General features: G+C 31.8%; 10 protein-coding genes. All 10 read right to left on the bottom strand.

What is annotated here, in order from left to right; all coding sequences use genetic code 11:
- Positions 1-5: 5 nt before the first annotated feature.
- Positions 6-1073: a histidinol-phosphate transaminase gene (gene hisC, locus KM800_RS04910; RefSeq protein ID WP_217812062.1), complete on the bottom strand. Its 1068-nt coding sequence runs from the start codon at positions 1071-1073 to the stop codon at positions 6-8.
- Positions 1074-1100: 27 nt separating this feature from the next.
- Positions 1101-1814 carry a 1-(5-phosphoribosyl)-5-[(5-phosphoribosylamino)methylideneamino]imidazole-4-carboxamide isomerase gene (gene hisA / locus KM800_RS04905; protein WP_217812061.1) on the bottom strand — a complete coding sequence of 238 codons (714 nt, stop codon included), beginning with the start codon at positions 1812-1814 and terminating at the stop codon, positions 1101-1103.
- The gene (gene hisH, locus KM800_RS04900; RefSeq protein ID WP_217812060.1) at positions 1811-2416 is read right to left on the bottom strand and encodes an imidazole glycerol phosphate synthase subunit HisH; all 606 of its coding nucleotides are present in this window, start codon (positions 2414-2416) and stop codon (positions 1811-1813) included. The genes hisA and hisH overlap by 4 nt, the downstream gene beginning before the upstream one ends.
- A 22-nt stretch (positions 2417-2438) precedes the next feature.
- A complete protein-coding gene (hisB, locus tag KM800_RS04895; RefSeq protein ID WP_217812059.1) occupies positions 2439-3038 on the bottom strand; it encodes an imidazoleglycerol-phosphate dehydratase HisB in 600 nt (199 codons plus the stop codon).
- 12 nt (positions 3039-3050) lie between these two features.
- On the bottom strand, positions 3051-4343 hold the full coding sequence (hisD, locus tag KM800_RS04890; protein WP_217812058.1) for a histidinol dehydrogenase: 1293 nt from the start codon (positions 4341-4343) through the stop codon (positions 3051-3053).
- A complete protein-coding gene (hisG, locus tag KM800_RS04885) occupies positions 4340-5017 on the bottom strand; it encodes an ATP phosphoribosyltransferase (protein WP_217812057.1) in 678 nt (225 codons plus the stop codon). Before hisG ends, hisD begins: the two co-directional genes overlap by 4 nt.
- Before the next feature lie 29 nt (positions 5018-5046).
- Positions 5047-6222 carry an ATP phosphoribosyltransferase regulatory subunit gene (gene hisZ / locus KM800_RS04880; protein WP_217812056.1) on the bottom strand — a complete coding sequence of 392 codons (1176 nt, stop codon included), beginning with the start codon at positions 6220-6222 and terminating at the stop codon, positions 5047-5049.
- A gap of 187 nt (positions 6223-6409) precedes the next feature.
- Complete coding sequence (locus KM800_RS04875; protein WP_217812055.1) at positions 6410-7576, bottom strand: iron-containing alcohol dehydrogenase; 1167 nt, start codon at positions 7574-7576, stop codon at positions 6410-6412.
- Between the two features lie 266 nt (positions 7577-7842).
- A complete protein-coding gene (locus tag KM800_RS04870; protein WP_217812054.1) occupies positions 7843-8727 on the bottom strand; it encodes a DegV family protein in 885 nt (294 codons plus the stop codon).
- A gap of 79 nt (positions 8728-8806) precedes the next feature.
- Complete coding sequence (locus KM800_RS04865) at positions 8807-12571, bottom strand: phosphoribosylformylglycinamidine synthase (RefSeq protein WP_217812053.1); 3765 nt, start codon at positions 12569-12571, stop codon at positions 8807-8809.
- Positions 12572-12583: the final 12 nt, after the last annotated feature.

Here is a 12583-nt window from a genome sequence, read left to right as displayed (position 1 = left end):
CCACTTCAGTTTATTTCATCTATAATCTCTTTAAGTTTTTTTATAAAGAATTTCATGTCTTCATCTGAGCCTATACTCACCCTCAAATAGTTATCTATTCTATCTTTATCGAAATATCTTACCAGCACACCTTTTTTTCTCAAATTTGTAAAAATCAATTTTGCAGCACATATAGGATGTGTTATAAAAATAAAATTCGCCTTTGAAGGTACAATATTAAAACCAAGTTCCTTTAATTCTTCTATAACCCACTCTCTAGTATTTTCTACTTTATCTACACACTGTTTAAAGTAATTTTCATCCTTTATAGCCTCTATTGCAGCTTCATTGGCTATTCTATCCACAGTATAGGAATTAAATGAATTTTTTATTCTATTAAGTCCGTCTATAAGTTCCTCCTGACCAAGTGCAAAGCCAAGTCTGATTCCTGCAAGGCAGCGTGATTTTGACAATGTATGTATTACAAGAAGATTTGGATGTTTATCTATAAGTCCAACTGCTGAAGTTCCTCCAAAGTCCACATATGCTTCATCAATTATAACTACATTTTCAGTATTATAATTCAAAATTTTCTCAATAGAATCAAGTCCCAGACATCTTCCTGTAGGTGCATTTGGATTTGGAATAACAACTCCTCCATTTCCAGTTAAAAATTTATCAACTGGAATAGAAAAATCTTTATTCAATTCTGCAAGTTTATATTTTATATTATATAGTCCTGCATATACAGGATAAAAACTATAACTAATATCAGGAAATATTATAGACTTATCTGTGTTGAAAAAAGTCAAAAAAGAAATTGCCAGTACTTCATCGGATCCGTTTCCAATAAATACCTGGTCTTTGTTTAAATTATAATATTTTGCAATAGTTTGCCTTAATTTATCACAATCTGGATCTGGATATAGTCTAAGATCATTATTTGCAGCACTTTTTATTGCATCCAATACCCTTGGTGATGGCGGATATGGACTTTCATTTGTATTTAACTTTACATATTTTTTATCTTTAGGCTGTTCACCACATACATATGGCTCAACACTTTGTGTAATTTTGCTCCAATACTTACTCATAATTAATTCACACCTTCTACCGTAATTTTAATTACATGATTGTATGGCTTCACTTAAATTTATGTTTCCAGAATATATAGCCTTGCCTGTAATAGTTCCATAAATTCCCATTTTATTTATATTTATTAGATCATCTATATTTTTAATTCCACCTGAAGCTATTATATTGCAGCTGACACTATCTTGTATTTTCTTAAGTTGTTGTAAATTAGGACCCTGTAGAGTACCATCCTTACTTATATCTGTAAATATAATTGTTTTAACTCCTATACTCTCCATTTGTTTGGCAAATTGTATATAATCTACATTACTAATATCAAGCCATCCATTTACTGCTACCTTTTCATTTTTTGCATCTATGCCTACAGCTATCTTCTCTCCATATTTTTTTACTGCTTTCTTTACAAAATCAGGATCTTTTAAAGCTGCTGTTCCAAGTATGACTCTTGATACACCTGTTTGTATAAACATATCTATAGTTTCCATATTCCTTATTCCGCCACCAAGTTCAACTGGAATTCCTGAATTTTTAACTACTTTGGATACAGCAGATAAATTTTTAATTTCCCCATTAAGTGCACCATCCAGGTCTACCATATGAATATATTTAGCTCCAGCTTTTTTAAATTCTAATGCTACTTTGAGTGGCTTCTCTGCTACTATCTCCGATTTTTCAAACTTTCCTTGATATAATCTTACACATTTTCCATCTTTTAAATCTATAGCTGGAAGTATTATCATTTTATCAGCTCCCAAAAATTTTTTAGCATTTGCATTCCTGGTTCTCCACTTTTCTCTGGATGAAATTGCAATCCAAATACATTTCCCTTACTGACTACAGCAGGTGTATTTATACCATAAAAACTATGTGCTTTCAGTACTTCTTCTTCCTGAATTTGTGCATAATATGAATGTACGAAATAAACATAACTTCCCTCTTTAACGTCTTTTAATATTTCACAATCACTATCTATAATAAGATTGTTCCATCCCATATGTGGTATTTTTAAATCTACATTAAATTTTTTAATCTTTCCCTTTAAGAAGCCAAGCCCCTTTGTATTTCTTACTTCTTCACTTTCATCAAATAAGAGCTGCATGCCAAGGCATATCCCCATAAGAGGTGTTCCTTCATTTACAGCTTCATTCAATACAGTGTCAATACCCAGCTTCTTTATGTTATCCATGGCATCGGGGAATGCTCCTACTCCAGGAAGAATTATTCCACGGCTATTTAATATTTTATCATTGTCATCAGTTATTTCAGCTTCAGCCCCTATAAATTCAAGAGCTTTTTGAACACTTCTCAGATTTCCCATTCCATAGTCTACAATAGAAATCACTTTGCATCCCTCTTTTCAATTACTATATTGTCCCTTTGGTAGACATTACTCCATTTATTTCATTGTCTATGGTATATGCTTCTCTAAATGCATGACCAAAAGCTTTAAACATTCCTTCTATAACATGATGTGTGTTTTTTCCATAAAGTGATTTAACATGAAGTGTCATATCACTATTAAAAGCCACTGCTCTAAAGAATTCTTCTATGAGTTCCGTATCCATATCCCCTACTTTTTGACTTTTAAATTCTGCATCAAATACTAAATACGGACGTCCGCTTAAATCTATAGATACCATCTCCAGACTTTCATCCATTGGTATAAAGAATGTACCATATCGCTTTATGTGATTCTTGTCTCCTAATGCCTCTTTTATACATTTGCCAATAACTATTCCTATATCTTCTACAGTATGGTGAAAGTCTACATTAAGATCTCCTTTTGCCTTTACATTTAAATCTATCATTCCATGTTTTGATATCATGGTAAGCATGTGATCAAGAAATCCCATTCCAGTATCTATACTGTATTTTCCATCTCCATCTATATTCATATCAACGCTTATACTTGTCTCGAAAGTATTTCTAGAAATAGAAGACTTTCTATGATTGTTTGAATTCATACTTCCACCTCTTTAATTTTTTCTCACGTATATTGAATTTCTATGTGCTGTAAGTCCCTCATCTTCTGCAATAGTCATAATATTATCTGCAACTTTTTGTAATTCCTCTTTTGAATAATATATATAACTGGATTTTTTAACAAAGTCATCTACGGAAAGAGGTGAATAAAATCTAGCTGTACCACTAGTTGGAAGCACATGGTTGGGACCTGCAAAATAATCTCCAAGTGGTTCTGGACTATATGATCCTAAAAATACAGATCCTGCATTTCTAACACATGGAAGATATGAAAATGGATCTTTTATACATAATTCAAGATGTTCAGGTGCTATTTCATTTCCTATTTCAAAAGCTTCTTCTATATTATCAACCAAAATAATTATTCCATTATTTTTAAGAGACTCTTCTATTATTTCTTTTCTGTCAAGGTCTTTTATCTGAACCTCTATTTGCTTATTTACCTTTTCCGCAATATCAGAAGATGTAGTTATAAGTGCAGAAGATGCCAGTTTATCATGTTCGGCCTGTGACATTAGATCCGCTGCTATAAATTTTGGATTTGCAGTTTCATCTGCAATAACAAGTATTTCACTTGGCCCTGCTATCATATCTATATCTACTTCTCCATAAACAAGTTTTTTTGAAGTGGCTACATATATATTACCCGGTCCAACTATTTTATCAACTTTTGGAATTGTTTCAGTACCATAGGCGAGAGCTGCTATAGCTTGTGATCCTCCTATTTTATATATTTTATCTGCACCTGCTATATCTGCTGCTACAAGTACACTAGGATTTATATCAAGATTCTTTCTTACAGGAGTTACCATTATTATTTCATCTACACCAGCTATTTTAGCAGGAATTATATTCATTAAAACAGATGACGGATAAGCAGCTGTACCTCCTGGCACATATACTCCAACCTTTTTCAACGGAATATATCTCTGTCCCATTATCTTTCCAGGCTCATCTGCCAATACAAAAGAATTGTGCTTCTGTTTATCATGAAATTTTTCAATATTTTTTTTCGCTTGTTTTATAGAATCAATAAATTTTTTATCTACTTTATTATAAGCATCTTTTATTTCATCTTCAGTAACTAAAATATTCTGTGCATTTAGCTCTTTAGAGTCAAATTTATTTGTATACTCAACTAATGCAGAGTCTCCTCTTTTTTCAATTTCATTTAATATGTTTGTAACTGATTTAACAACATCTGAATTAACTTTAGTTCTTCTACTCTTTAAAAGTTTTAAATAATCATCCTGGCCTTGCTTATTTCCTTTAATTAATCTAATCAACTTATAACCTCCTTAGATCTATCTGATTGCTCTTTTTTAACTATTTCTTCCTTGAGTCTATCTACTATATCTTCTATTTCCATTTTTCTCATTTTCAAACTTGCTGTATTAACTATAAGCCTGGTGCTTATATCGCATATATCATTATAGACTTCCAATCCGTTTTCTTTTAGGGTCGTTCCTGTTTCAACTATATCTACAATAGCATCAGACAACCCAAGAATAGGAGCTAATTCTACAGATCCTTCTATTTTTATGATTTCAATGTCAAATCCCAATTTTTTAAAGTAGCTTCTTGCTACATGAGGATACTTGGTGGCTATTTTTTTTCTTGAATAACCTTCATAAAAATTTTTGCCTTTTGGTCCTGCAAGAGCAAACTTACATTTACCAAACTTCAAGTCCATGAGTTCATAGCAATTTTTGTCAAACTCCATCATAGTATCTTTTCCCACTATTCCAATATCAACTACACCATGTTCTACATATGTGAGTACATCTGGCGCTTTTACAAGTACAAAATCCACATTATACCTATCATCATGAAAGATAAGTTTTCTGCCTTTATTCTCAAGTCCTGTGCAATCTGCACCTATGATCTTAAATATTTCTACTGCGTTTTTCTCTATTCTTCCTTTTGTCAAAGCTATTTTCAAAGGCTTTCTATTATTCAAACATTTCACTTCCCTTATATAATCTGACTTTAAATTATTATAAATTCGTCTATTTGTTTTAAATTACAATACTTGCGTGCTTCAGATTCATTATCAAAAATGCTCATTTCTACAATTGCATCTTTTTTCCTCAGTTCTTCAGCCTTTATATAGGCTTTTTCATAATTCTCTTTTTGGTAATATATGAATATCTTTTTTTTGTGAATTCCATACTCATCTACACTATCTATGGCTTTCATTATACTGTCTACATCTATAGCAAGTCCAGTAGCACATTCATCATCACCAAACTGTTTAGCTAAATTATCATATCTTCCTCCGCTAAGTATACTATCACCTACACCTTGTGCATAACCTCTGAAAATTATTCCAGTATAATAATCAATATTTTGTATCATTCCCAAATCTACAGATATGTAATTCTTGTATCCCGCATAACAAACTGCATTATAAAGTTCTCTTATATTATTTATGGATTCAAGTGCTTCTGAATTATCTGTCATGGAAGTTGCTCTGTCCAAAATTTCAATACCGCCAAATAATTTTGGAATTTCTCTAAATAGACACCTATCTTTTTCATTTATACAACATCCATTTTCCTCTATGAAATTTTCAAGAGCAGTAAAATTTTTATTTTCTATATAGTATTTTAATAATTTTTCTTTTTCATCGTCCATTTTTGTCTCTTTTATTATGCTCTTAAAAAAATTAATTTGTCCGAACTCTATTTTAAATTCCCTGAGTCCGCATTTTAAAAGTGCCCTTATAGCAGTTGTAACAATTTCAGCATCTGCCTTTATGCTTTCCGCACCCAATATCTCTATTCCGGATTGGGCAATCTCCATATCCTTGCCATTTAAATTTTCATTTTCCCTATATATGTTTTCTGTATAACATAGTTTCAGCGGATGTGGTGCTCTTTTCAATTTTGTAGCGGAAATTCTAACTGCAGGTGTTGTCATATCAGGTCTCAATACCATCATTCTGCCCTGTTTATCAAATAATTTATACATATTTTCCTGTTTGAATATTGTTTTATCATAATTAAACACATCGTAAAATTCTAAAAGAGGTGATGAAATTTCTAAAAATCCAGCATCCATATAAATTTGTCTAAGTATATTTTGTATCTCAACTTTTTTACTGCATTCTTCAAAAATAAGATCTTTAGCTCCTTCAGGTATATATCTCTTCCAGTTTTCCATCTTTTACCTCCTGATTTTATAATTTATCATGGTAAAGTGATAAATCATTGTAGTGTTAGTTTACCAAATTTCAAAATAAAATTCAATAGTTTTTTTATATTTTATTATATCATCAATATATGGTTACAAAAACAGCATGTGGAATTTATATAAATTCCACATGCTGTTAAATAATACTGTAATATATTTAGAAATCAACCTTTTTACCACTATAAATATACTGAAGAAGTTTTTTCATTTCTGCTTCAGTTATTTTTCTAGGATTTGCACCTGTGCAAGCATCTTTTATAGCATTGTGTGCTATAAAATCTACATTTTCATTAAAAACATTTTCTTCTATACCATAGTCTTTCATAGTAAGAGGTATGTTCATTGATTTGTCCATATCTTGGATAAGTTTAGTTAATGAATTGATCAATTCATCCTGTGTATTTCCTGAAAGTTCAAGTTTTCTGGCTATTTCAGCATATCTTTCTCCACAAGACTTTTTATTAAAGTCTATAACATAAGGCAGGAATATTGCATTTGCACATCCATGAGGTATGTGGAATACAGCACCAACTTTATGTGCCATACTATGTGTTATTCCAAGAAGTGCATTTGAAAATGCCATTCCGGCCAAACACTGAGCTATATGCATATTACTTCTAGCTTCCTTGTCTTCTTCATAGGATTTAAACAAATATTTATGAATCATAATTATAGCATGCATAGCAAGAGGATCGGAAAAATCTGAACGCAATCCTGCAACATATGCTTCTATCGCATGTGTAAGCGCATCCATTCCGGTATGTGCTGTAAGTTTTTTAGGCATAGTTTGAGCAAGAGCTGGATCTATAATTGCTATATCAGGAGTTAAATTAAAGTCAGCTAATGGGTATTTAATTTTAGATTTGTAATCTGTTATTACTGAAAAGGAGGTTACTTCACTTGCAGTTCCACTTGTAGAAGGTATAGCTACAAATCTCGCCTTTTGTCTTAATTTAGGAATTCCAAACGGAATTATTGCCTTCTCAAAAGTAAAGTCAGGGTATTCATAGAATATCCACATTGCCTTTGCTGCATCAATTGGTGAACCTCCACCTATTGCAATTATCCAATCTGGTTCAAAATCTCTCATAGCTTTGGCACCATTCATAACAGTTTCAACAGATGGATCAGGTTCAACACCTTCTATTAACTTAGTCTGTATTCCTGCTTCTTTCAAGTAATCTTCCACTTTTTTCAAGAAGCCAAATCTTTTCATTGAACCTCCGCCTATAACAATTACGGCTTTATTGCCTTCTAATTTTTTCAATTCTTCTAAAGAATTTTCTCCAAAATAGATATCCCTTGGTAAAGTAAATCTATACATAATTATCCTCCTCTGTATAATTTATATTTGTTAAACTATTATCTTTATTTATTATAACATTTTTCTATATAATAGGTAAGTATCTACATATTACAAATTTATGGATTTTTATGTTTATAATTAACATTAAACAAGTTTTATATACCGTTTTTTAGCTATAGTTAGGTTGATTTATAATTTCTACTAAATCATCAATAGTAGAAATTATAACAATTAATATACTTTTATAAAAAAGGTGAAGCTCATTATAAAAGCTTCACCTTTTTTCATTCATAATCCCTAGTTTTCCCTAAAAAACACAATGATACCATTCCACTTCCACAATGACTTGCAATTCCCAAGCCAAGTGGTGCAATAATAAATTTATTATTTGGAAATTCCTGTTCTACCATATTTTTTAAAATTATTGCATCTTCTATACAATCTCCATGAGAGATTCCAATAAGTTGATTTTGACTATGAATCCCAACATCTTTAAACCTCTGAATCAAATATTTAAATGCCTTTTTTTTACCTCTTATATTTGTCACATTTTTAAGAGCACCATCTTTATGTATAACTATAATTGGCTTTACATCAAGTATTCTTCCAATTACAGCCTTTGAGGAAGATATTCTTCCACCCTTTTGCAAGTGTTTTAAATCATCCACTACAAACCAATAGTTCATCTTATTCTTATTTTGTTCCACCCATTCTACAATATCTGCTTTGTTATACCCCTGCTCTGCCATTTCTACGGCATGATATACTAAAAGTCCCAAACCAATAGAAGCTCCTTTACTGTCTATTACAGTTATATCAGCATCTTTAAATTCACCTAGTATTTCCTCTCTTGCAAGTTTTGAACTATTAAATGTGCCACTTATTGCAGAAGATAGACCGATATATATTATAGGTCTATCTTCTTTTAATAATTGTCTGAATTCTTTTAAGAATCTATATTCATTTACCTGCATGGTATAAGGCATTTCTCCATTTCTAAGTTCTGCATAAAAATACTTATAATCCAGTGAGCTCCAAAAATCATCCTCATATTCAGTATCTTTAAAATTACACATAAGTCCTAAAAAAGGGATATTATTATTTGTAATATATTCTTTTGGCATATCACAAGTAGCATCTGTCATTATTATAGGTTTTGTCACAAGCATCTCCCCTTATAAGTTTTAAATTTTTATAACACAGTCTAAAACCTAGTATATCATCAATGCCTTTTTATTTCTAATTATTTTAGAGTTTAAAATAATTTACTCCGGCCTCAAATATCTTCTGATCTTTATTTCCATAGATATTTTTTATTACATTTTTACCTACTCTTTCTGAATGGCCCATTTTACCAAGTACCCTTCCATCTGGACTAGTTATACCTTCTACTGCATAGAATGATCCATTTGGATTGAATTCATCATCATAAACTGGCTGTCCGTCAAGATCTACATATTGTGTAGCTACCTGACCATTTTTTATCAACCTGTTCATCATATCTTCACTTGCCACAAATCTTCCTTCTCCATGTGATATTGCTATAGAGTGAATATCTCCAACTTTTACATTACTAAACCATGGTGAAAGATTAGAAGATACTCTAGTATTTACTATACGTGAACTATGACGGCCTATTTTATTGTAAGTAAGAGTTGGATAGTCTTCTTTTATGTCTCTTATATTTCCAAATGGAACCAAGCCTAATTTTATAAGTGCCTGAAAGCCATTGCATATTCCAAGCATAAGACCATCTCTATCATTTAGCAGTTGATCAACTGCCTCTTTTATTTTAGGATTTCTAAATACATTGGCTATAAACTTTCCGGATCCATCCGGTTCATCCCCTGCACTAAATCCTCCTGGTATCATTACTATTTGAGATGACTTTATTCTGCTTTCCATCTCATCTATAGAATCCTCTATCTGATTGACAGTTAGATTTTTGAGTATAAAAGTATCTACTTCCGCACCTGCATTTTCGAAAGCTTTTTTGGAATCATATTCACAATTTGTTCCTGGAAACACTGGAATAAATACTTTTGGTTTTGCAATTTTTATAGATGAAGATATACTATTTTTTGTATGAAAATCTATTTTACATATCTTTCTATCATCTTTTTCAGTCTTAGTAGGGAATACTCCCTCTAAAGTTTTACTCCATTGATCTATCATTGAATCCAATTCTAAAACAGTATTACCAAATTCTATGGTTCTGTGTTCATGAGTTACACCAATTATCTTATAATTCAAATTGTTTAAAGTTTTCTCAGCATCTAAGTCATTATCTAATTCAACTACTATAGAACCATAGTAAGGGAAGAATAATTCTTCTTCTTTTAAACTATTGGAAAGTTTTACCCCTATCTTATTTCCAAAACTCATATTGCTTATTGCTTCAGCTATTCCACCATCTTTAACTGCTTCAGCTGATACTATTTTTTTGCTTGCTATTAGTGAATGCAAAATTTTATAATATTTATTCATAGAGTCAAAATCAGGTATATCACAACTATCCATATTTACTTTAATAATAGCTATACTGCTGCCAAACTTTTTAAATTCTGGTGATATAATTTTTTCTGCATTTTCAGTAGTTATAGCAAAAGATACCAGGGTTGGTGGTACATCCATATCTTTAAATGTTCCAGACATACTATCCTTTCCACCTATAGCTGCTATATTTAATTTATCTTGTGCATGTAATGCTCCCAGAAGTGCAGAAAATGGTTTTCCCCATCTTTCAGGATCTTTTTGTGGACTTCCAAAATATTCTTGAAACGTAAGCCTTATTTTATCTGCCGATCCACCTGCAGCTACAATTTTTGCTACAGATTCACATACTGCATACACTGATCCATGGAAAGGACTCCATCTAGCTATTTTAGGATTATAGCCATAACTCATTATAGTAGCTGTGTTTGTATTTCCAGAAAGTACTGGTAATTTAGCTGCCATAGCTCCTATTTTTGTAAGCTGATATTTTCCACCAAAAGGCATCAATATTGTATTGCTGCCTATAGTTCCATCAAATCTTTCTACAAGACCTTTTTGACTGCATACATTGAGATCTCCAAGCATATTCATCCATCTGTTTTTTAAATCATCATTGCTGCATAATCTCTTATTGTCAAAATATCCATCTGATTCATCAGGAGATTTTACAAATACTTTATTTTTTGCTCTTACTCCATTGGTATCTATAAATTTCCTGCTTAAATCTACAATTATGCTGCCTCTCCAATAAAATTTCAATCTGTCTTCTTCAGTAACTACAGCAACCTTTGTAGCTTCAAGGTTTTCTTCTTCTGCATATTTTATAAATCTATCTGCATTTTCTATTGATACTACTACTGCCATACGCTCTTGTGATTCTGAAATGGCAAGTTCCGTTCCATCTAATCCTTCATATTTTTTAGGGACTAAATCCAAATTTATCTCAAGTCCTCTCGCAAGCTCTCCAATGGCTACTGATACCCCTCCAGCTCCAAAATCATTACATCTCTTTATTAAAGTGCTTACTTCTGGCTTTCTAAATAATCTCTGAAGTTTTCGCTCTGTAACTGGATTTCCTTTCTGAACTTCAGCTCCTGATGTAACTATTGATTTTTCAGTATGTTTTTTAGATGATCCTGTAGCACCGCCACAACCATCTCTTCCAGTTCTTCCTCCAAGGAGTATTACTATATCTGAAGGCTGGGGTCTTTTTCTAATTACATTTTCCATTGGTGCAGCTGCAACTACTGCTCCAACTTCCATTCTCTTCGCAACATAGCCACTATCATATATTTCACTTACAAGTCCGGTAGCAAGACCAATCTGATTTCCATATGAACTATATCCCTGAGCTGCTCCTACAGTTATCTTTTTTTGTGGAAGTTTCCCCTCCAAAGTTGAATTCAAATCAGCTGTTGGATCTCCACTTCCTGTAACTCTCATAGCTTGATACACATAAGATCTTCCAGAAAGAGGATCTCTTATAGATCCTCCAATACATGTTGCTGCTCCTCCAAATGGCTCTATTTCAGTAGGGTGGTTGTGAGTTTCATTTTTAAACATAACAAGCCATTTTTCCATATTTCCATCTATATCTGCATCCACAACTATACTACATGCATTTATTTCCTCGGATTCATCCAAATCATTCATTTTTCCCTCAGCCTTTAATTTTTTCATTGCAATAGTAGCAATATCCATAAGACATACAGGTTTTTCATCTCTATTTAAATCATCTCTAAACTTCAAATAGTCAGTATAAGAACTTCTAATGGGTTCAGAAAACTTTCCATTTTCAATTTTTATATCTTCCAGTTCAGTCATAAATGTAGTATGTCTACAATGATCCGACCAGTATGTATCTATTACCTTGATTTCAGTTATACTCGGATCTCTTTTTTCTTGATTTTTAAAATATTGTCTGCAAAATTCCAGATCATCCAAACTCATAGCAAGACCTTTTTCATCTATAAACTTTGCTAATTCTTCTTTAGTTTTGTCCCTGAATCCATTCAGCTGTTCTACATTTTCTGGAATATGAACTTTCTGGTCCAATTGTTCTGGTTTTTCAAGAGGTGACTCTTTAGAATCCACTGGATTTATGCAATATTTTTTTATACTGTTAAATTGTTTATCTGTTATATCTCCTTCAATTACATATACCTTGGATGATATTATATCAATTCTCTCTTTTTGAGTTAATATCTGAATACATTGAGCTGCTGAATCGGCTCTCTGATCATATTGTCCTGGGAGATACTGCACTGCAAAAAATTTTTTTCCAGCTATGTCATTTAATTTTTCTTCATAAACTGCATCAACAGTTTTCTCCGAAAAAACTGTGTACTTGGATTGTTCATATTCTTTATCTTCCATACCTGCGATATCATATCTATTTAATATTCTTAAATTATTTACCTCTTTAATATTCAGGCTTTCTCTTATATCCTTTAAAAGTTTCTGAGCCTCTATATTAAATCCTTGTTTTTTTTCTACAAACAATCTTCTGATCTTCATTCTGTTATCTCC

Origin of the sequence: Clostridium tyrobutyricum, assembly GCF_019144085.1 — a bacterium.
In the GTDB taxonomy this organism is placed as follows: domain Bacteria; phylum Bacillota; class Clostridia; order Clostridiales; family Clostridiaceae; genus Clostridium_B; species Clostridium_B tyrobutyricum_A.
Note: the sequence above shows the minus strand (reverse complement) of the source record. Positions and strands in the feature narration are given on the sequence as shown.

Excerpts from the sequence above, each read along its gene's own strand:
- KM800_RS04865 (WP_217812053.1), bottom strand. The coding sequence starts at position 12,571 with ATGAAGATCAGAAGATTGTTTGTAGAAAAAAAACAAGGATTTAATATA.
- hisB (WP_217812059.1), bottom strand. The coding sequence starts at position 3,038 with ATGAATTCAAACAATCATAGAAAGTCTTCTATTTCTAGAAATACTTTC.
- hisZ (WP_217812056.1), bottom strand. The coding sequence starts at position 6,222 with ATGGAAAACTGGAAGAGATATATACCTGAAGGAGCTAAAGATCTTATT.
- KM800_RS04875 (WP_217812055.1), bottom strand. The coding sequence starts at position 7,576 with ATGTATAGATTTACTTTACCAAGGGATATCTATTTTGGAGAAAATTCT.
- hisA (WP_217812061.1), bottom strand. The coding sequence starts at position 1,814 with ATGATAATACTTCCAGCTATAGATTTAAAAGATGGAAAATGTGTAAGA.
- KM800_RS04870 (WP_217812054.1), bottom strand. The coding sequence starts at position 8,727 with ATGCTTGTGACAAAACCTATAATAATGACAGATGCTACTTGTGATATG.
- hisC (WP_217812062.1), bottom strand. The coding sequence starts at position 1,073 with ATGAGTAAGTATTGGAGCAAAATTACACAAAGTGTTGAGCCATATGTA.